The 20,010-nt window shown below is 69.6% G+C and carries 15 protein-coding genes; 8 read left to right on the top strand and 7 right to left on the bottom strand.

The window, feature by feature from the left end:
- The first annotated feature begins 111 nt into the window (after nucleotides 1-111).
- Nucleotides 112-1,779: a fumarate hydratase gene (locus ABZ893_RS31780; RefSeq protein ID WP_361410866.1), complete on the top strand. Its 1,668-nt coding sequence runs from the start codon at nucleotides 112-114 to the stop codon at nucleotides 1,777-1,779.
- Between the two features lie 68 nt (nucleotides 1,780-1,847).
- On the opposite strand, the gene ABZ893_RS31775 is transcribed toward ABZ893_RS31780, so the two are convergent.
- Complete coding sequence (locus tag ABZ893_RS31775) at nucleotides 1,848-3,374, bottom strand: ricin-type beta-trefoil lectin domain protein (RefSeq protein ID WP_361410863.1); 1,527 nt, start codon at nucleotides 3,372-3,374, stop codon at nucleotides 1,848-1,850.
- Between the two features lie 104 nt (nucleotides 3,375-3,478).
- On the opposite strand from ABZ893_RS31775, the gene ABZ893_RS31770 reads away from it, so the two are divergent.
- From ABZ893_RS31770 to ABZ893_RS31755, 4 genes are all read left to right on the top strand, one after another.
- Entirely contained in the window at nucleotides 3,479-4,894 is a 1,416-nt protein-coding gene (locus tag ABZ893_RS31770; RefSeq protein ID WP_361410861.1) for a class II fumarate hydratase, read from the top strand.
- Nucleotides 4,895-4,967: 73 nt separating this feature from the next.
- Nucleotides 4,968-5,660 carry a DUF402 domain-containing protein gene (locus ABZ893_RS31765; RefSeq protein ID WP_361410858.1) on the top strand — a complete coding sequence of 231 codons (693 nt, stop codon included), beginning with the start codon at nucleotides 4,968-4,970 and terminating at the stop codon, nucleotides 5,658-5,660.
- 181 nt (nucleotides 5,661-5,841) lie between these two features.
- On the top strand, nucleotides 5,842-6,504 hold the full coding sequence (locus ABZ893_RS31760) for a class I SAM-dependent methyltransferase (protein ID WP_361410913.1): 663 nt from the start codon (nucleotides 5,842-5,844) through the stop codon (nucleotides 6,502-6,504).
- 52 nt (nucleotides 6,505-6,556) lie between these two features.
- Complete coding sequence (locus ABZ893_RS31755) at nucleotides 6,557-8,647, top strand: SpoIIE family protein phosphatase (protein WP_361410855.1); 2,091 nt, start codon at nucleotides 6,557-6,559, stop codon at nucleotides 8,645-8,647.
- A gap of 100 nt (nucleotides 8,648-8,747) precedes the next feature.
- Here the strand turns inward: ABZ893_RS31755 and ABZ893_RS31750 are convergent, their stop codons facing one another.
- Nucleotides 8,748-11,060, bottom strand: a complete 2,313-nt coding sequence (locus tag ABZ893_RS31750) for a transglycosylase domain-containing protein (protein ID WP_361410852.1) — start codon at nucleotides 11,058-11,060, stop codon at nucleotides 8,748-8,750.
- Between the two features lie 292 nt (nucleotides 11,061-11,352).
- On the opposite strand from ABZ893_RS31750, the gene ABZ893_RS31745 reads away from it, so the two are divergent.
- Complete coding sequence (locus tag ABZ893_RS31745) at nucleotides 11,353-11,988, top strand: Uma2 family endonuclease (RefSeq protein WP_361410849.1); 636 nt, start codon at nucleotides 11,353-11,355, stop codon at nucleotides 11,986-11,988.
- A 396-nt stretch (nucleotides 11,989-12,384) separates the two neighbouring features.
- Here the strand turns inward: ABZ893_RS31745 and ABZ893_RS31740 are convergent, their stop codons facing one another.
- Nucleotides 12,385-13,326 carry a LysR substrate-binding domain-containing protein gene (locus tag ABZ893_RS31740; RefSeq protein WP_361410910.1) on the bottom strand — a complete coding sequence of 314 codons (942 nt, stop codon included), beginning with the start codon at nucleotides 13,324-13,326 and terminating at the stop codon, nucleotides 12,385-12,387.
- A 179-nt stretch (nucleotides 13,327-13,505) separates the two neighbouring features.
- On the opposite strand from ABZ893_RS31740, the gene ABZ893_RS31735 reads away from it, so the two are divergent.
- Together ABZ893_RS31735 and ABZ893_RS31730 are read left to right on the top strand one after the other, a co-directional pair.
- Complete coding sequence (locus tag ABZ893_RS31735) at nucleotides 13,506-14,060, top strand: peroxiredoxin (RefSeq protein ID WP_127831367.1); 555 nt, start codon at nucleotides 13,506-13,508, stop codon at nucleotides 14,058-14,060.
- Nucleotides 14,061-14,066: 6 nt separating this feature from the next.
- The gene (locus tag ABZ893_RS31730; protein ID WP_361410846.1) at nucleotides 14,067-14,600 is read left to right on the top strand and encodes an alkyl hydroperoxide reductase; all 534 of its coding nucleotides are present in this window, start codon (nucleotides 14,067-14,069) and stop codon (nucleotides 14,598-14,600) included.
- 211 nt (nucleotides 14,601-14,811) lie between these two features.
- On the opposite strand, the gene ABZ893_RS31725 is transcribed toward ABZ893_RS31730, so the two are convergent.
- The 4 genes from ABZ893_RS31725 to ABZ893_RS31710 all read right to left on the bottom strand — a co-directional run bounded on the left by ABZ893_RS31725 (nucleotide 14,812) and on the right by ABZ893_RS31710 (nucleotide 19,949).
- Nucleotides 14,812-16,227 carry an AI-2E family transporter gene (locus ABZ893_RS31725; protein ID WP_361410843.1) on the bottom strand — a complete coding sequence of 472 codons (1,416 nt, stop codon included), beginning with the start codon at nucleotides 16,225-16,227 and terminating at the stop codon, nucleotides 14,812-14,814.
- 157 nt (nucleotides 16,228-16,384) lie between these two features.
- Nucleotides 16,385-17,119, bottom strand: a complete 735-nt coding sequence (locus ABZ893_RS31720) for a lytic transglycosylase domain-containing protein (RefSeq protein WP_361410840.1) — start codon at nucleotides 17,117-17,119, stop codon at nucleotides 16,385-16,387.
- Nucleotides 17,120-17,526: 407 nt separating this feature from the next.
- A complete protein-coding gene (locus ABZ893_RS31715) occupies nucleotides 17,527-18,846 on the bottom strand; it encodes a PhoH family protein (protein WP_361410837.1) in 1,320 nt (439 codons plus the stop codon).
- A gap of 341 nt (nucleotides 18,847-19,187) precedes the next feature.
- A complete protein-coding gene (locus tag ABZ893_RS31710) occupies nucleotides 19,188-19,949 on the bottom strand; it encodes an isoprenyl transferase (RefSeq protein WP_361410834.1) in 762 nt (253 codons plus the stop codon).
- Nucleotides 19,950-20,010 lie beyond the last annotated feature (61 nt).

The raw sequence follows: 20,010 nt of genomic DNA, 5'->3' as shown, positions 1-20,010 counted from the left end.
TAGAACTCGAACTGAGCCTTACCTCACAGGACCGCCCGCTCCGTCAGGTTCTACGCTGGTTGGCGCTGCCAATGGATGCCAGCTGCTGTCGTCAAGTGAGGAATGGGCGAGATGCCTGAGTTCGCGTACACCGATCTGCTCCCCCAGGGCGAGGACACCACGCCGTACCGGCTGGTGACCTCGGAGGGTGTCTCGACCGTCGAGGGGCCGGACGGCCGTACGTTCCTGAAGGTCGAGCCGGAGGCGCTGAGCAAGCTCGCCGAGGAGGCCATCCACGACATCCAGCACTACCTGCGCCCGGCCCACCTCGCGCAGCTGCGCCGCATCATCGACGACCCGGAGGCGAGCTCGAACGACAAGTTCGTCGCGCTCGACCTGCTGAAGAACGCGAACATCGCGGCCGCCGGCGTGCTCCCCATGTGCCAGGACACCGGCACCGCGATCGTCATGGGCAAGCGCGGCCAGAACGTGCTCACCGAGGGCCAGGACGAGAAGGCGCTCTCCAAGGGCATCTACGACGCCTACAAGAACCTGAACCTGCGCTACTCGCAGATGGCCCCGCTGAACATGTGGGACGAGAAGAACACCGGCTCGAACCTGCCGGCCCAGATCGAGCTGTACGCGACCGACGGCGGCGCCTACAAGTTCCTGATCATGGCCAAGGGCGGCGGCTCGGCCAACAAGTCCTTCCTCTACCAGGAGACGAAGGCGGTCCTCAACGAGGGCTCGATGATGAAGTTCCTGGAGGAGAAGATCCGTTCGCTCGGTACGGCCGCCTGCCCGCCGTACCACCTGGCGATCGTCGTCGGCGGCACGTCCGCCGAGTACGCCCTGAAGACCGCCAAGTACGCCTCCGCGCACTACCTGGACGAGATCCCGTCCGAGGGCTCGGAGCTGGGCCACGGCTTCCGGGACAAGGAGCTGGAGGAGAAGGTCTTCGAGCTGACGCAGAAGATCGGCATCGGCGCGCAGTTCGGCGGCAAGTACTTCTGCCACGACGTGCGCGTGGTGCGCCTGCCGCGGCACGGCGCGTCCTGCCCGGTCGCCATCGCCGTGTCCTGCTCGGCCGACCGCCAGGCCGTCGCCAAGATCACCGCCGAGGGCGTCTTCCTGGAGCAGCTGGAGACGGACCCGGCACGCTTCCTGCCGGAGACCACGGACGAGCACCTCGACGAGGCCTCCGACGTGGTGAAGATCGACCTGAACCAGCCGATGGACGCGATCCGCGCCGAGCTGACCAAGTACCCGGTGAAGACCCGTCTGTCGCTGAGCGGTTCGCTGGTCGTGGCCCGCGACATCGCGCACGCCAAGATCAAGGCGCGGCTCGACGCGGGCGAGGAGATGCCGCAGTACCTGAAGGACCACCCGGTCTACTACGCCGGTCCGGCGAAGACCCCCGAGGGTTACGCGTCCGGTTCCTTCGGCCCGACGACGGCCGGCCGGATGGACTCCTACGTGGAGCAGTTCCAGGCGGCGGGCGGCTCGATGGTGATGCTCGCCAAGGGCAACCGCTCGCAGCAGGTCACCGACGCGTGCGGCACGCACGGCGGCTTCTACCTCGGCTCCATCGGCGGCCCGGCCGCCCGCCTCGCCCAGGACTGCATCAAGAAGATCGAGGTCCTGGACAACGAGGAGGACGGCATGGAGGCCGTCTGGAAGATCGAGGTCGAGGACTTCCCGGCGTTCATCGTCGTGGACGACAAGGGCAACGACTTCTTCAAGGACCCGGCCCCGGAGCCGACGTTCACCCACATCCCGGTGCGCGGCCCCGGCCTGTAAGGCGAAACCGAAGGGCCCCGGTCACCTCGTGGTGACCGGGGCCTTTCGTCATGCGGTGGAGCCGAGCGTCACGCGAAATTCTGGTTGGGCGAGCCGTCGCACTTCTGGAGACGGATCTGCGACTTCGCGGTGGCCTGGGTCAGGCACATGGTCGTGGCCGCCGCGGGGCGCAGGGTGGCGCCCGTACGGACGAACTTCTGGTGCTGGCCGCCGTGGCAGTTCCAGATGATCATGCCCGCGCCCGGCTGGTAGGTGTCGTCGCCCGTGTCCAGGCAGCGGTCCTGGGTCAGGCCGGTGATGATCGTCTGGCGGGTCGAGTCGTACCACCAGTTCTGGTTACGGGTGCCCGCGCAGTCCCAGCCGAGGACACGGGTGCCGTTGGAGCTGACCGAACTGTCGACGTCCATGCAGTTGCCGGTGGCGCTGTTCTTCAGCGGCTTGTAGACGTCGTCCCAGGCGAACGGGAACAGGGTCGGCGTGCCGGCCGAGTTGACGTCCGCGCAACTGGCTTCCTTCAGGCCCGAGTTGTAGAGCTGGGTCAGGCAGGAGGCGAAGGCCAGGTGGCCGCGGGCGTTCGGGTGGAAGGACTGGCGCAGCGAGTTCGCGTCCGGTGTACCCGGCTTGGAGGTGTCGATGTACGCGCCGCGGGCCCAGGTGTCCTCCATGCAGACCTCGTGGCCCTGGAAGAGCCGCGAGTTGTCGAGGTACGTGGCACCCGTGTCCTGGGCTATCTTGCGCATACCCCGCTCGAAGGCCGGGACGGCGACGTTACGACCCCACTTGGTGTCGGAGTCGTAGCCGAGGCCGCCGCAGGTCAGCTTGCCGGGGAAGCTGGGGTTGTCGTAGAAGTCCGGGCCGATCGGGCTCGGGTAGCCCATCACGACCAGCTTGTAGTCGCCGTTGGCGTAACCGGCGTCGGTCATCACGGTGCGCAGGTCGCGCACGGTCTGCTCGATCTTGGGGACGAGGCCGTCGACGCGGGCCTGCCAGCCGGGGTTGTACTTCGGCTCACAGGCGCCCTGCGACAGCAGGTAGCGCTCGACGCAGTCGGTCATGACCGGGCCGAACTGCAGGTCGTCGTTGGCGCCGGCGACCAGGAGCACCATCTTGATCTTCGTGTTGCGCGCCTTGACGGCGAGGTTGTCGCTCTGCACCAGCTCGTCGGCGTACTGCTTGGCGCCGCCGATCTTGATGTTGCCGCTGTAGGCACCGGAGCAGGCGACGTTGTAGGTCACGTCGGCCGGGATGGTCGTCTTGTGGATGGCGGAGTCGGACGAGCGGTGACACCAGTTGTCAGGGCCGTTGGTGGGGGACTCGTAGGTGCCGATGCCCTCGCCGGAGATCTCGCTGTCGCCGAGCGAGATGAGCGAGGTCTTGCGGTCCGCGAGGGGCCGCTCGGCCGGGCTGCCGTAGAGCTTGGTGGCCTCGGCCGCGCGGACCTTCTCCAGCTCGGGTGAGAGCGGTGTGGCGGCCGTGGCCGCGGTGGGTGCCGCGGTCGCGGCGGGGACGGTGAAGCCGACGAGAGCCGCGGCCGTCGCCGCGACAACGGCGACGGCGCATCTGATGCTTGGTCTGGTGCGGTGCACGACGTACATGACGCCTCCCCGGTCTAAGTGTTACCCGAGGTATTTACTGGCGGGTAAGTGACTTGGGAATAGCTGGAACAAGACAAGTGCTCAGGTTTTACGGAGGTGGCACGATGACGAGGGTGACAAACGACGACAACAGCGGCGTTAGCTACCGGATCGAGCACGACTCCATGGGAGAGGTGCGGGTCCCCGCGGACGCCAAATGGCGGGCACAGACCCAGCGCGCCGTGGAGAACTTCCCCGTCTCGGGCCAGCGCCTGGAGCGCGCCCACATCGAGGCTCTCGCCCGCATCAAGGCGGCCGCGGCCCATGTGAACGCCCGCCTCGGGGTCATCGACGGGGACATCGCCCAGGCCATCGCCGAGGCGGCCGGCGAGGTCGCCGAGGGACGCTGGGACGACCAGTTCCCCGTCGACGTCTTCCAGACCGGCTCCGGCACGTCCTCCAACATGAACACCAACGAGGTCCTCGCGACGCTCGCGTCCGAGCGCCTGGGCCGTGACGTCCACCCGAACGACCACGTCAACGCGTCCCAGTCCTCGAACGACGTCTTCCCCTCGTCGATCCACATCGCCGCCGTCTCCGCCGTCACCCATGACCTGATCCCGGCGCTGCGCCGTCTGCACAGCGCTCTGGAGCGCAAGTCGGAGGAGTTCGCCGACGTCGTGAAGTCGGGCCGTACGCACCTGATGGACGCGACGCCCGTGACGCTCGGCCAGGAGTTCGGCGGCTACGCGGCGCAGGTCGCGTACGGCATCGAGCGGCTCAGGGCCGCGCTGCCGCGCCTGGCCGAACTGCCGCTCGGCGGAACGGCGGTGGGCACCGGGATCAACACGCCGCCCGGATTCTCGGCCGCCGTCATCGCGGAGGTGGGGCGCACGACGGGCCTGCCGCTGACGGAGGCGCGCAACCACTTCGAGGCGCAGGGCGCGCGGGACGCAGTGGTGGAGACGAGCGGTCAGCTGCGGACCATCGCGGTCGGCCTGACGAAGATCGCCAACGATCTGCGCTGGATGGCGTCCGGGCCGCGCACCGGTCTGGCCGAGATCAGCCTGCCGGACCTCCAGCCGGGCTCGTCGATCATGCCGGGCAAGGTGAATCCGGTCATCCCGGAGGCGGTCCTGATGGTCGCCGCCCAGGTCACCGGGAACGACACGACGGTCGCCGTCGCGGGCGCGGCGGGGAACTTCGAGCTGAACGTCATGCTGCCGGTGATCGCCAAGAACGTCCTGGAGTCGATCAGGCTCCTCGCCAACGTGTCCCGGCTGCTCGCCGACCGCACAGTGGACGGCATCACCGCCGACCGCGAACGGGCCCGCGAGTACGCCGAGTCGTCGCCCTCCGTGGTCACCCCGCTGAACAAGTACATCGGCTACGAGGAGGCCGCGAAGGTCGCCAAGAAGGCACTGGCCGAACGCCGGACCATCCGTCAGGTCGTCCTGGACGGCGGCTATGTGGAACGCGGCGACCTCACGGTCGAGCAGCTCGACGAGGCGCTCGACGTGCTGCGGATGACGCGTCCGTGAAGCGGCAACGATGAGTGACGCATTCGTGACGCGCGCCGCAGCGTCACGTGCGTATGGCACCTAATATCTGCGCATGACGGACCGGACGAGCATTCTGGCGGGTGGGACCGACGGTGGCGGCGGGCGGTGGGCGCCGGGCAGCCGGATTCTGTGGCGCTACCGGACGAACGGCGGGGACGGCTTCCACATCTGCCGTCCCGTCACGGTGGTCGAGGACAGCGCCGAACTGCTGGCCGTATGGCTGGCGCCGGGCACCGAATGTGTGAGACCTGTGCTCGCCGACGGCACACCGGTGCACCGCGAGCCGCTGGCGACCCGCTACACGAAGCCCCGCACCGTGCAGCGCGACCGCTGGTTCGGTACCGGCGTCCTGAAACTGGCCCGCCCCGGCGAACCCTGGTCGGTGTGGCTGTTCTGGGATCAGGGCTGGCGGTTCAGAAACTGGTACGTGAATCTGGAGCAGCCCCAGGTGCGGTGGGCCGGCGGCGTGGACTCCGAGGACCACTATCTGGACCTTTCCGTGTACCCGGACCGGTCCTGGCGCTGGCACGACGAGGACGAGTTCGCGCAGGCCCAGGCCGCGGGCCTGATGAGCAGGGAACAGGCGGAGGGGGTGCGCGGGGCAGGGCGGGCGGCCGTCGAGGTGATCGAGAAGTGGGGGCACCCGTTCCCCGACGGCTGGCAGGACTGGCGCCCCGATCCGGCGTGGCCGATTCCCGCCCTTCCGGGTGACTGGGACCGTACGCCCGCGCATGTGACGTGGTGAGACCCTTGATGCGCCCCCGTGGTTCAAACGTAGGATCGTCCTCCGCAAGTGCACACACCGCACAACTCTTCGCGCTTGCTGCAGGTCTGACACGATGTCAACGAGGCCATCGAGGGGCGGCGGGACCGTGAGTCACGGCAGCGAGGAGCACGACACGTACGCGTCGTACGGGGGCGGCCGCGTGTTCCCGGCGCCCGACCGTACGGGGCAGGCCGAGGCGTTCGACGCGATCGGCTCCCGGTACGACGAGGCATTCCCGCACAAGGAAGGCCAGTTGGCCGCGGTGGACGCGCTGCTCGCGGGCCTCGCGCCCGGCTCCCGGGTGCTTGAGGTGGGCTGCGGCACGGGCGTCCCGACCAGCCGCCAACTGGTCGACGCGGGGCACTCCGTGGTCGGCGTGGACCTGTCGGCGGGCATGGTCGAGCTGGCCCGCAAGAACGTCCCCGAGGCCGAGTTCCACCAGGCCGACCTCGCGTCCCTGCGACCCCAAGTCGGCGGAAACCCCGGCGAATTGGGCGAGTTCGACGCCATCACCTGTTTCTTCACGCTGCTCATGCTGCCGCGCGACGAGATCCCCCGGGCGCTGCGTCTGCTGCGCTCGATGCTGAGACCCGGCGGGCAGCTCGCCCTGTCGATGGTCGAGGCCGACGTCGACGACGCCGAGATCCCGTTCCTCGGACAGACCATCCGGGTATCGGGACTCCTGCGGGACGAGTTGCGCCAGGTCGTACGCGACGCCGGACTGGAGATCACCGGCGAGCAGACCTACGCGTACGCTCCGGCCAGCACCGAAGTACCCCCCGAACAACAGCTGTTCTTCAACTGCCGGCGCGCCGGGAAGTGAAGCGGCACGCCTCACGGCGACGCGCAGCCCAGGACGGACGGATTCAGAACGCGTGACGGAGCACCCCACCTCCCACGAGGGCCGCCGGCCGGCCGCTCGCCCCACCGCCCCGACGGACCCCCGCGGGGCCCTGAGGCGCGCCTCGGGCACGTTCCCCACCCAGGGACGTCCCGGTGCCGCGCCCACGTCCGCGTCCGCCGACGACGCCGGCACCGCCGCCCAGCCCGCCCCCGGGCACGGCGGCGCCGAGCACCTGCCCGCCCCCGCCCATCCTCCGGAACCTCCGCGCCACGGGGGCGGTGCGGCCGAGCACGCCCTGTCGGACGCCGGGCCGGACGACCCGCACCGGCCGAGGCCCGTGCCCGACCGGCGCAGCGGCCAGCCGCGCCCGCCGGGGACGCCGGTCCCGATGCGGCGCGACGGCGACCGGCTGCGCTTCGTGGGCGCCGCGACCCGGCGGATCGCCCGGGGCATCGACCTCGACGAGATCGTCATGGGCCTGTGCCGCGCCTCCGTGCCCACGTTCTCCGACGTGATCCTGGTGTATCTGCGGGACCCGCTGCCGGTCGGCGACGAGCGGCCCACCGGGCCCGTCGTGCTGCGCCTGCGCCGGACGGACCGGCTCCGCCTCATCGAGGAGGGCGCCGAGGACCCGGACAGCGACGGCGGCGGGCTGCTGACCCTGACGGCCGCCGGCGGCGCCCAGGGCGATCCGGTCACGGCCGAGCTGTGCGAGGTGCGGAACGGCGGCGCGCTGGCCGAGGTCCTGAGGGGCGTACGGCCGGTGTTCGCTGACTCGCCGGTGGCGCTCGCCGCGCTGCCCGAGCTGCTGGGCGACGACCCGGACCTCTCGCTGCCCACCGGGCAGCGGGCGATCCTGGCGCCGCTGCGCGGGCGCCGTCGCGTGATCGGCGCGGCCGTGTTCCTGCGCCGCCCCGAGCGCCCCGCGTTCGAGCCGGACGACCTCCTGGTCGCGGGCCAGCTCGCCACGCACAGTGCCCTCGGCATCGACAAGGCCGTCCTGTACGGCCGCGAGGCCTACATCGCCGACGAGCTCCAGCGCACGATGCTGCCCGAGACGCTGCCGCGGCCCACGGGCGTGCGGCTCGCGTCCCGCTATCTCCCGGCGGCGGAGACGGCTCGGGTCGGCGGCGACTGGTACGACGCGATCCCGCTGCCCGGCAGCCGCGTCGCCCTCGTCGTCGGCGACGTCATGGGCCACTCCATGACCTCCGCCGCGATCATGGGCCAGCTGCGCACGACCGCGCAGACGCTCGCCGGGCTCGACCTGCCGCCGCAGGAGGTCCTGCACCACCTCGACGAACAGGCCCAGCGCCTCGGCAGCGACCGCATGGCGACGTGCATGTACGCCGTCTACGACCCGGTCTCGCACCGGATCACCATCGCCAACGCCGGCCATCCCCCGCCCGTCCTGCTGCACCTGGGCGGCCGGGCCGAGGTGCTCCGGGTCCCGCCGGGCGCGCCGATCGGGGTCGGCGGCGTCGACTTCGAGGCCGTCGAGCTGGACGCCCCGGCGGGCGCGACCCTGCTGCTCTACACGGACGGTCTGGTCGAGTCGCGCCTGCGGGACGTGTGGACCGGCATAGAACAGCTGCGGGAGCGGCTCGCCGCGACGGCCCAGCTGACCGGCCCGGACCACCCGCCGCCCCTCGAGGCCCTGTGCGACGAGGTGCTCGACATGCTCGGCCCGGGTGACCGGGACGACGACATCGCGCTGCTCGCCGCCCGCTTCGACGGGATCGCGCCGAGCGACGTCGCGTACTGGCTCCTGGACCCCGAGGACTCGGCGCCGGGCCGGGCCAGGCGGCTCGCGCGCAGCGCGCTCGCCCGGTGGGGCCTGGAGGAGGAGCTGTCCGACTCGGTCGAGCTGCTGGTCAGCGAGGTCGTGACGAACGCCGTGCGGTACGCGTCCCGGCCGGTCACGCTGCGCCTGCTGCGTACGGACGTGCTGCGCTGCGAGGTCGGCGACGACGTGCCGCAACTGCCCCGGCTGCGGCAGGCCCGCGCCACCGACGAGGGCGGGCGCGGCCTGTACCTGGTGAACAGGCTGGCCCGGCGCTGGGGCGCGACCCGGCTGAGCACGGGCAAGGTGGTGTGGTTCGAGCTGCCGCACTCGAACTGAGCGACGCCTGACGTGAGTTGCGCCAGGCCATGCGGGAGGGCCCGGAACCATACGGTTCCGGGCCCTCCCGTCGTTCACTGATGTGAGTTACCGATGCGAGCTACTGATGCGAGTTGCCCTGGCCCGGCTGCTTGCTGGCCGTGCCACCCGGGCCCTGCGGGAACCCGAACGTCGGCGTGGCCGGGTCCGTCGGGGGCGTGACGCCGCCCGAGGGGGTGTCGGTCGGCGGAGTCGACGGCGGGGTCGACTCCGGCGCGCTCGGCGACGTCGGCGGGGTGGACTGCGGCGTGCTCGGCGGCTGGGTCGACGGGGTGTCCTGCGGGGTGCTCGGCGTGTCCTGCGGGGTCGACGGCGTCTCGACCGCCGCGCCCGTGTCCGCTTGGAGGTCGAACTGGCTCGGCGCCCCCATCGCGTCGAAGGTGTACGCCGCCCAGATCTCGGCCGGGAAGCCACCGCCGTTGACACGGCCGCCGCCTCCGGCACCGCTGAGGGTGACGTGCGTACCGGTCGCGACCGGCTTGCCCGCGGCGTCCTTGGCGCCCTGCGCCGCCTCGCCGAACAGGCCGACGGAGGTGACCAGGTTCGGCGTGTAGCCCGTGAACCAGGCCGACTTGTCCTCGTCGGACGTACCGGTCTTGCCGGCGACGGCCTGCGCGGAGTTGCGCACCGCGAAGCCCGTGCCGTCGTCGACCACGCCGGTGAGCACCGAGGTGACCGAGTCGGCGGCGCCGCGGCTGATGACCTGCGAGCCGATCGGGTCGGGCATCTGGACCGTGGCGTCCTTGTGCTCGGCCGACTTGAGGATCTGCGGGGTGACCTTCTTGCCGTGGTTGTCGAGGGTCGCGTAGACGCCCGCCATCTCCATCGGGCTGGCGCCCATGGAGCCGAGGGTCTGCGCGGGCACGGCCGGCTGGTTCTTGACGTCCATGCCGAGCTCGCCGGCCGTCTTCATGACCTGGTCCATCCCGACGTCGACGCCCATCTGCGCGAAGACGGAGTTGATGGACTTGTTCATGGCCTTCTGGACGGTGGACGGTCCGTAGTTCACGTCGTCCTCGTTCGGCGGGGCGAAGCCGACCTTGGAGCCGTGGTCCATGACGGGGCGCTTGCTCGTGCCGTCGTAGACGGTGTCGGCGTTGATCGGCCGGCCGTTCTGCGTCTGCGCCTGGTTCTCCAGGGCCGAGGCGAGGATGATCGGCTTGAACGTGGAGGCGGGCTGGTAGTCGCTGCGCGTCGCGTTGTTGAAGTAGTGCTGGGTGACTCCCTCGCCGCCGTACATCGCCACGATCCCGCCGGTCTTGGGGTCGACGGACACGGCGCCCGCCTGCACGTTGGCGTCGTCCTTGCGGGCCTTGGGGTCCAGCTTGTTCGTCAGCCTGGCCGTGACGGCCTTCTCCAGCTGGCGCTGCTTGCTCTTGTCGATGTTGAGCGTCATGGTCCAGCCGCCGTCGTGGACCATGGTCTCGGCGTCCTTCTGCGACGAGCCCTGGGCGACGAGCTGCTTCTCCAGGGAGGCGTCGGCCGCCCTCACGAGATAGCCGGTCTGGCCCTGGAGTCCGCGGTCGGCCTTCGGCTTGTGCGGCACGGGGAAGGTGAGGCCGTCGCGCTTGCTCTTGTCGAGCCAGTGCTTGCCGACCATGTTGTTCAGGACGTAGTTCCAGCGCTCCTTCACCAGCTTCTTGCCGGTGTCCGAGGCGACGGCCCAGTCGTACTGGCTGGGGGCCTGGAGCAGCGCGGCGAGGTACGCGCCCTGCTGCACGTTCAGCTTGCCGGCGTCGATGCCGTAGTAGGCCTGGGCTGCGGCCTGGATGCCCCAGGCGCCGCGGCCGTAGTAGCTGGTGTTGATGTAGCCCGCGAGTATGTCGTCCTTGGACTTCTGGCGGTCCACCTTGAGCGAGATGACGATTTCCTTCAGCTTGCGGCTGATGGTCTGGTCCTGGCTCAGGTAGTAGTTCTTCACGTACTGCTGCGTGATGGTCGAGCCGCCCTGCGTGCCCTTGCCGGAGAGGGTGTTGAGCACGCCTCGGGCGGTGCCCTTGAGGTCGATGCCCTTGTCCTCGTAGAACGTCTTGTTCTCGGCGGCGACGAACGTGTGCTGCACGTCCTTCGGGATCTCGGCGAGGTCGACGATCTCGCGGTTGACCTGGCCGGTACGGGCCATGACCGAGCCGTCGCTGTACTTGTAGACGTTGCTCTGCAGCTTGGCGGCGGCGTTCCCCTGGGGGACGTCGATCACCAGGTACAGCACGACGAACGCGCCCATGCCGAGCAGGCACAGGCCGAACAGCGTGCCGACGATCTTCTTCCAGGTGAAGAGGCGGCGTATGCCCGTCCGCCGGGTGGACGAGCCCCCGCGCGCCGCACCGCGCGCGCCGCCGCGCTGCTGTGCTCGTCTCGCTTCCGCTCGGCCCATGGCTTCGGTCTCTCCGCTTCTCGTGGCTGACATCCGTGCCGGCATCCGTGCCGGCGTCAGTGCTGACATCGGTGCTGAATCAGCTCATGAAGCTAACACCGCACCTAAGGGCACAAGAATGCCGATCCGGACATTTCAGGACGTGACAATCAGCACCTATCCCATGTGATCCGACGATTAAGGGGGGCGAATGGTTGCCTGATTCCCGATCGTGTGAACCGGATCGCACCGGACGATACGGGTTCGCGCGCCCTACGATGATGACCTCGGCACCAGTCACGGGAGGCGCGAGATGCCCACGGCACCCGTCGAGCACACCCGCCCCGAGCCCCGGCCGACCCCTCGCCCGCTGACGTTGCTGGATCAGGCCGACAAGCTCACGGAGCAGCTGCCTGGCTATCGGGTGGAGATCCTCAGCGGCGTGCTCACCGTGACCCCACCCCCTGACCTCGCCCACGCGAGGGCGCTGTCCCGCCTCAGGCGCCCGTTCGTCGCGGCCGGACTGGACGGCGGCGAGACCGAGGTCCTGGAAGGCGTCGGCCTGTGGCTGCCGGACGGTCCCGAGGACTTCGCCGTACCGGACCTCTGCGTGATCGACGCGGACGCGGAAGATCATCTGGTCGACCACAACTGCTACGACCCGGTGTCCTTCCGCCTGGTCCTGGAGGTCACCTCGGGCAACTACCGCAACGACCTGCAGACCAAGGTCGTCGCGTACGGCAACGCGAAGGTGCCGGTCTACGTGATCGTCGACCGCAAGCACAGCCGCCTGCACGTCCTGACCGAGCCGATCGAGAACGGCTACGGCAGCCACCGCCTCCACGCTCCCGGCCGGCAGGTCACGCTGCCGGACTCCCTGGGCGCCGAGGTGACCCTCGACGTGACAGAGGTCCTCTCAGCAGCCACCGCGGTCACACCCCAGCACTGATCCCCGAGCTCGCCTGGACGCTGCTCCAGCACCGACAGGCGGCCGCCGCGGTCGGCATGGTCGAGGACGCGCTCGCCCGGATCACGGAGACGGCGCGCGCTCGCGGAGGCGGGCCGCCTCCCCGGCTCGGCAGGTCCGCTGCCGCGGCGGGGACGGCCCCCGAAGGGCGAGGCGGAGCCGGGGGCTTGACGCGGTAGCGCCTGAGTAACGGGCGCTTCCAGCACGGGAGTTGATACCCAAGCGCCACAGCGAGCCGCACCAACAGTGCAGCCCCCCCGAAGGGCAGCCGCAAGCTCCTCGTACGCCTGATCCAGGCGGAGCCGGAGGCCTGGCGCGGGCGCTCAGGCAAGGGGCGGCCCTAAGTACCCTAAGTAACAGGCGCCGAAGGACCCCGCGTCACAACACCCGCACCGGCAGCGTATGCACCGCCTCCCGCAGGGCCGCCGCCAGTTCCTCGTACTCCGCCCCGCGCGCCGCGCCCGTGCGCATGGCCAGGGCGATGCGGCGGGTCGGGGCCGGGTCTTCGAAGAAGCCCGTGAGCAGTTGGCTGCTGCGGCTCGTCTCCACGGCCAGGGCCGTGCGGGGCAGGAGGGTCACGCCCAGGCCGCCCGCGACCAGTTGGACCAGTGTGGACAGGCCGGCGGCCGTCGTGGTCACCGGGGCGTCCGCGCGGCCCGCCTCGCGGCAGATGTCCAGCGCCTGGTCCCGCAGGCAGTGCCCCTCGTCCAGCAGCAGGAGCCGCAGCTCGCGCAGCGCCTCGCGCGGGATGCCCTCGCGACCCCCGAGCCCGTGGTCGAGCGGCGTGACGAGCACGAAGTCCTCGTCGAACAGGGGCAGTTCGGTGACACCGGGCACGCCCAGCGGCACGGCGAGCAGGAGCAGATCGAGGCGTCCCGCCGCCAGCCCTTCGAGCAGCGATGATGTCTGCTCCTCGTGGACCTGGAGGTCCAGGTCCGGGTACTTCTCCTGGACCAGGCGCAGCACGGTCGGAAGCAAGTACGGCGCCACCGTCGGGATGACGCCGAGCCGGAGCGCTCCCGTGAACGGCGCCCGTACCGCCTCCGCCTCCTCAAGCAGCGCACCCACCTCGTCGAGCACAGCCTTGGCCCGCACGGCGAGCCGTTCGCCGGCCGGAGAGAGCAGCACCTTGCGCGTCGTGCGCTCCAGGAGGGTCACCCCGAGCACCTCCTCCAGGGCGGACACCGCCCCGGACAGCGCGGGCTGGCTCATACCGATGGCCGCGGCCGCGTCCCGGAAGTGCAGATGTTCGGCGACGGCCGCGAACGCCCGCAACTGGGCGAGGCTCGGCTGCCGCCGCTTACCGCTGACCACACTCACTCCTTCACGCACGACTCACGACTCGTACTACTCAGGGCTACTGATAGCCGACTCCGATCAACGTAACCGAGTCTAGCTATTTCCATAATCAATGCACCCTGTGCCAACATCGGGATCAGTCCAACCCCCTGTGGAAGGCCCCCAAAAGGGGCCTTTCTCATTGCTTCTAGGAGTAGTGCGTGCTCACCGTCGGTGACAAGTTCCCCCAGTTCGACCTGACTGCCTGTGTCTCCCTGGAGAAGGGCAAGGAGTTCGAGCAGATCAACCACAAGACCTACGAGGGCAAGTGGAAGATCGTCTTCGCGTGGCCCAAGGACTTCACCTTCGTGTGCCCGACCGAGATCGCCGCGTTCGGCAAGCTGAACGACGAGTTCGCCGACCGTGACGCCCAGATCCTCGGCTTCTCCGGCGACTCCGAGTTCGTGCACCACGCCTGGCGCAAGGACCACCCGGACCTGACCGACCTGCCCTTCCCGATGCTCGCCGACTCGAAGCACGAGCTCATGCGCGACCTCGGCATCGAGGGCGAGGACGGCTTCGCGCAGCGCGCCGTCTTCATCGTCGACCAGAACAACGAGATCCAGTTCACGATGGTGACCGCCGGTTCCGTGGGCCGTAACCCCAAGGAGGTCCTCCGGGTCCTCGACGCCCTGCAGACCGACGAGCTCTGCCCGTGCAACTGGACCAAGGGCGAGAACACCCTGGACCCGGTCGCGCTTCTGTCGGGCGAGTGATCTGACATGGCTCTCGACGAACTGAAGTCCGCCGTTCCGGACTACGCCAAGGACCTCCGTCTGAACCTGGGCTCGGTCATCGGCAACTCCGACCTGCCCCAGCAGCAGCTGTGGGGCACGGTGCTCGCCTGCGCGATCGCGTCCCGCTCCCCGCGCGTCCTGCGCGAGCTGGAGCCGGAGGCGAAGGCGAACCTGTCGCCGGAGGCGTACACCGCCGCGAAGTCGGCTGCCGCCGTCATGGCGATGAACAACGTCTTCTACCGCACGCGCCACCTGCTCTCCGACCCGGAGTACGGGACGCTGCGCGCCGGCCTGCGGATGAACGTCATCGGCAACCCGGGCGTCGAGAAGGTCGACTTCGAGCTGTGGTCGCTCGCGGTTTCCGCGATCAACGGCTGCGGGCAGTGCCTCGACTCGCACGAGCAGGTGCTGCGCAAGGCCGGGGTGGACCGGGAGACGATCCAGGAGGCCTTCAAGATCGCCGCGGTGCTTCAGGCCGTCGGCGTGACGCTGGACTCGGAAGCGGTGCTCTCCGAGTAGAGCGGGTCATGAGTGGGCCCCGTCTGGCTGTGTGCCGGGCGGGGCTTTCTCTTTCCCCCACCCCGCCCCTTCCCGAAAGTCCTGGGGCTCCGCCCCAGACCCCGCTCCTCAAACGCCGGAGAGGCTGATGTTCCGGCGCAGCCAAGCACATCCAGCCCGTCCGGCGTTTGAGGACAATCGGGAAGGGGCGGGTTTGGGGAAAGAAGAGCCCCTACACATCCCCCGGCGGAGCCGCCCCCACCGCCGTAGCCCCATGCGGCGGAGCCGTCCGCCGCACCGGCTCATGTGAGTAAGACCGCAGATAACCCACGACCGTGTTCAGCACAGCGACCAGCGGTACCGCCACCACGGCCCCGCCGATCCCGGCGACCATCCCACCGGCCGCCACGGACAGCACCACCGCCAGCGGATGCACCCGCACGGCCCGCCCCAGAATGAACGGCTGCAGAATGTGGCCCTCGATCTGCTGCACGGCGAGCACCACCGCCAACGTCATCACCGCCGTGAACGGCCCCTGCGTCACGAGCGCCACCACCACGGCCAGCGCGCCCGAGATGACCGCACCCACGAGCGGGATGAACGCGAACAGGAAGATGAAGACGGCGAGCGGCACCGCCATGGGGACGCCCAGGAAGTAGATGCCGAGCCCGATGAAGATCGCGTCGATCAGGGCGACGATGACGGTCCCCCGCACATACGCGGTGAGCGTCCGCCACGCACGCGGCCCCGCGCCCGCGATCCCGGGACGGGCCTGCGCCGGCACGAGCTTGAGCGTCCACTCCCAGATGCGCCGCCCGTCGTAGAGCAGGAACAGCGTCGAGAACATCGTGAGCAGGATGCCGGTGAGCGCCTCGACGATGACGGTGACGCCTTCGAGCCCGGCGGACGTGATCTGGTCGGTGTTGGCGCCGACGGCATCGCGCAGGCTCTTGGCGATGTCGTTGATCTGGCTCTCGGTCACGTGGAACGGACTGTTGAGCAGCCAGCGGCGCAGCTCGTCGATGCCGTCCTGGATCTGGCTGGAGAGGTTGTCGATGTTCTCCTGGACCTGCCAGACCACGAACCAGCCGACGAGCCCCATGATGACGAAGCCGAGGATCGCGGTGAGCGCGGTCGCGAGGCCGCGCGGCACCCCGTGCTTACGGAGGCGGGCCACGGTGGGCTGGAGGATCGCGGTGATGAGCATCGCGGCGACGAAGGCGAACACCACGAGCTGTACGGCGCCGATGACCTTCATCAGGACCCAGACGGTGCCCGCGAGGACGAGGAGGCGCCAGCCGGCCTCGGCCGCGACCCTCATCCCCCACGGCACGGCGGCGACGGGGTCGGGCCGCGCCGCTATCGCGGGGGCGTAGGCGGGCGGCGCGGGTACGTGCTCGGCGCCCCCGTCCTCGGGCCGCGCGGCGGGCACTTGGGGCTCTTCGGGCACCGGGGGCGACTCGGGCACGGCGTACGCCGCAGCGTGGACCGGAATGGCCGCCGGGGCGGCCGCCGGGACGGCCGCCGGCACGAAGTCGTCGCCGTGGTGGCCGTCGAGCTCGGCCTGCGCGCGGCGTTCCTCCAACCGCTCGCCCATCCGGCTGAGGCTGCTGCCGATGCGGTCGAGCCAATCCGGCACTCGCGACATGATCCGTCCTTTTCCCCCGTGTGCGCTCCGGCCGACTCCCCGGGAGTCGTCGGCTAAGACCGTACATGCCCGAAGCCCCTCACCGTAGGACGGCGAGGGGCTCCGAAGGGTTCACGGGCTGACGGGCCGACGGCCCGTCATGCGCGCGGCAGCGGTACTAGTACCACTGGTTGGCCTGCCAGAAGGACCAGGCCTCGCACGGGCTGCCGTAACGGCTGTCCATGTAGTTGAGGCCCCACTTGATCTGGGTGGCCGGGTTGGTCTGCCAGTCGGCACCCGCGGAGGAGTACTTCGAGGCGGGCAGCGCCTGGAACAGGCCGTAGGCACCGGAGGAGGCGTTGGTCGCCTGGTAGTTCCAGCTGGACTCGTGGTTCACGATGTTGCTGAAGCACTGGAACTGCCCGGCGGGCACCATCTGACGCGCCATCGCCTGTATCTGCGACACCGAGTAGGAAGCCTGCGCGGCGAAGCTGGAGGCGTCACGGGTGGCGGAGCGGCTGGCGGCGGCCTTCTTGGCCTCCGCGCGCGCCTTCGCCTCGTCCTCGGCCTTCTTCTTGGCGTCAGCGGCGGCCTGCTGCTTGGCGACGGCGTCCTCGGCAGCCTGCTTACGGGCTGCTTCCTCCGCCGACTTCTGGGCAGCGTTGTCCGCGGCGATGGCCTGCGTCTCGGCCTGCTGCGTCAACGTGGCGGTCTGGACCTGGGCCTGCTGACCCGCGGGTATGTCGGCGAGGAGGGTCGCGTCGCTCGCCGTGGCCTCTGCCTCATGGTTCGAGGGCTGAGCGGTGCTGCCCGAGGCAACACCCACGACGGCGCCGACAGTGGTGACCGCGGTGGCCGAAGCCACTGCGAATCCCCGGACCGAAATCCGGCTCACACGGTTTCCTTCCAGCATCGCCCGCTGTAGGTGACCCTCGCGGACGCAATCTTGCCCCTGGCGCTGGCCTCCCAACTGCGGGGTCACGGGAGACACGGGCCCGGTGGGCAACTCCCGCTACGGGAGAGCCGCGTGGTGCTCGGGCGGCATACGACGGCCTCTGTGAAGTTCTGAATGCCTTGATGCTCATACCGCTGGGGGTACACAAGTGTCGTATGCGGGGCCTGACAGGACTGAGACTCTGCCGGACACGGTTGCCTCAAGGCAATTCTCATCGAAGTGGGAAAGCTCACACCTCGTTTGTCCCTGGCGTTTCGCGGAAAAAAGCTCGCGGCATGACGCCGCCCGGCTAAGCTCCTGCGCTTCGCCGGGCGGCGCCAACTACCGCGTAACCCCCACAAGATGGGGCGTTCCGCTCACTTCTCTCAGAGGTGTCCGTCCTCCAGCATCTCCGTGACCAGGGCCGCGATCTGCGAACGCTCCGATCGGGTGAGGGTGACGTGCGCGAACAGCGGATGCCCCTTCAGCTTCTCTACGACGGCGACGACTCCGTCGTACCGGCCGACCCGGAGGTTGTCCCGCTGCGCGACGTCGTGGGTGAGAACCACCCGTGAATTCGCCCCGATCCGCGACAGAACGGTCAGCAGGACGTTCCGTTCGAGGGATTGGGCCTCGTCCACGATCACGAAGGCGTCGTGCAGGGAGCGGCCGCGGATGTGTGTCAGCGGCAGGACCTCCAACATGCCGCGCGCCGTGACCTCCTCGATGACCTCCTTGCCGGCGACGGATCCGAGGGTGTCGAACACGGCCTGCGCCCACGGGCCCATCTTCTCGGCCTCGGTGCCGGGCAGATAGCCGAGTTCCTGGCCGCCCACCGCGTACAGCGGACGGAACACCATGACCTTCTGGTGCTGGCGCCGCTCCAGCACCGCTTCGAGTCCCGCGCACAGCGCGAGCGCCGACTTTCCGGTGCCGGCCCGGCCGCCCATCGACAGGATCCCGATGTCCGGGTCGAGGAGCAGGTCGAGCGCGATGCGCTGTTCGGCGCTGCGGCCCTTGATGCCGAACGCCTCACGGTCGCCGCGCACCAGACGGACGTTGCCCTCGGCCGTGATCCTGCCGAGCGCCTTGCCGCGTTCGGACTGGATGGTGAGGCCGGTGTGGACGGGCAGCTCCGCCGCCTCCGGTACGTACAGGCTCTCCTGTTCGAAGAGGAGGTCCACCTGCTCACCGGAGAGCCGCAGTTCGGACATTCCGGTCCAGCCGGAGTCCGTGATGGCGAGCTCCGCGCGGTACTCCTCGGCGAGCAGGCCCACCGATGACGCCTTGATGCGCAGCGGCAGGTCCTTGGAGACGACGGTGACGTCGTACCCCTCGGCCTGGAGGTTGCGGGCGACGGCGAGGATGCGGGAGTCGTTGTCCCCCAGGCGGTAGCCCGCCGGGAGCACCCCCGGATCCGAGTGGTTGAGCTCGACTCTCAGGGTGCCGCCCAGGTCGCCGATGGGGATCGGGGCGTCCAGGCGTCCGTTCCTGACCCGGAAGTCGTCGAGCAGACGCAGGGCCTGCCGGGCGAAGTAGCCGAGTTCCGGATGGTGTCGCTTGGCCTCCAGTTCCGTGACCACGACGACCGGCAGCACCACTTCGTGCTCGTCGAACCTGGTCAGGGCGTTCGGGTCGGCCAGCAGGACGCTGGTGTCGAGAACATAAGTGCGCCGGTCGGGCTGGCGCTTGTTGCTGGTCACCACGGAAGGACGTACCCCCTCGGATGAGGTCGGGGAGCGACAGAGGGTCCTGGACCGGGCGGGGCGGGTCGTAACCGCCGATCGACGGCCCCGAATGCTCGGGCCGCAGACCGGCCCCCAGCCTGGCCAACGGAGTGCGAACTCCCCGTGTGGTCGTCCTGGCGCAAAGGGCCTCCCGGGCGGACAGCCCCGTGCCGTCCGCTGAGACTCGACGTCCGTGAGTCGGACATCGACCTGGAAGGCTTATTCCCTCGAACACACGCGGCCATGCCATGACAGGCGGCGGCACCTGCGTGAACTCCTGGTGACGTATGTCTCCCGGGTCGCTTCGCGACGCTCCCGGATCAGCCGCCGTAACGCCGGTGGCGGGCCGCGTAGTCGCGCAGGGCGCGCAGGAAGTCGACCTTGCGGAACGCGGGCCAGAAGACTTCGCAGAAGTAGTACTCGGAGTGGGCCGACTGCCAGAGCATGAAGCCGGACAGGCGCTGCTCGCCGCTCGTGCGGATGACGAGGTCGGGGTCGGGCTGGCCGCTGGTGTAGAGGTGCTTGGAGATCTGGTCGATGTCGACGCTGTCGGCGATCTCCTCGAGCTTCGTGCCCTTCTCCGCGTGGTCGAGGAGCAGCGAGCGCACGGCGTCGGCGATCTCCTGGCGGCCGCCGTAGCCGACCGCGACGTTGACCAGTATTCCCTTGTTCCCGTGGGTGGCCTGCTCGGCCTCCTTGAGGACGGTCTGCGTGCGGGCCGGCAGGAGGTCGAGGGTGCCGACGTGGTGGACGCGCCAGCGGCCGTCGACGGCGAGGCTGCGGACGGTCTCCTCGATGATGCCGAGGAGCGGACGCATCTCCTCCTCGGGACGGTTGAAGTTGTCCGTGGACAGCATCCAGAGCGTGACGACCTCGACGTCCGTCTCGGCACACCAGCCGAGGAACTCCTCGATCTTGTACGCGCCCGCCTGGTGGCCCTCCGCGGCCGTGCCTCCGGAGGCCTTCGCCCAGCGCCTGTTCCCGTCGAGGATGACGCCGATGTGCTTGGGCACCTGGTCGTGGTCGAGACGGCCTTCCACCCGGCGTGCGTAAAGTCCGTACACCAGGTCGCGCAGGTTCACTGTCTTTCAGCCCCTCCGTGCAGACGGCAGTCCCCTAGGCCGAAAGCCTACCGCTGCGGGC

The sequence above is a fragment of the Streptomyces sp. NPDC046821 genome (assembly GCF_040645335.1).
Classification (GTDB): domain Bacteria; phylum Actinomycetota; class Actinomycetes; order Streptomycetales; family Streptomycetaceae; genus Streptomyces.
The sequence above is the reverse complement of the archived record's forward strand: the minus strand, read 5'-3'. Positions and strand labels throughout refer to the sequence as shown.

Coding starts and splice junctions, on each gene's coding strand:
- ABZ893_RS31780 (WP_361410866.1), top strand. CDS start 112: ATGCCTGAGTTCGCGTACACCGATCTGCTCCCCCAGGGCGAGGACACC.
- ABZ893_RS31775 (WP_361410863.1), bottom strand. CDS start 3,374: ATGTACGTCGTGCACCGCACCAGACCAAGCATCAGATGCGCCGTCGCC.
- ABZ893_RS31770 (WP_361410861.1), top strand. CDS start 3,479: ATGACGAGGGTGACAAACGACGACAACAGCGGCGTTAGCTACCGGATC.
- ABZ893_RS31765 (WP_361410858.1), top strand. CDS start 4,968: ATGACGGACCGGACGAGCATTCTGGCGGGTGGGACCGACGGTGGCGGC.
- ABZ893_RS31750 (WP_361410852.1), bottom strand. CDS start 11,060: ATGGGCCGAGCGGAAGCGAGACGAGCACAGCAGCGCGGCGGCGCGCGC.
- ABZ893_RS31745 (WP_361410849.1), top strand. CDS start 11,353: ATGCCCACGGCACCCGTCGAGCACACCCGCCCCGAGCCCCGGCCGACC.
- ABZ893_RS31730 (WP_361410846.1), top strand. CDS start 14,067: ATGGCTCTCGACGAACTGAAGTCCGCCGTTCCGGACTACGCCAAGGAC.
- ABZ893_RS31725 (WP_361410843.1), bottom strand. CDS start 16,227: ATGTCGCGAGTGCCGGATTGGCTCGACCGCATCGGCAGCAGCCTCAGC.
- ABZ893_RS31720 (WP_361410840.1), bottom strand. CDS start 17,119: ATGCTGGAAGGAAACCGTGTGAGCCGGATTTCGGTCCGGGGATTCGCA.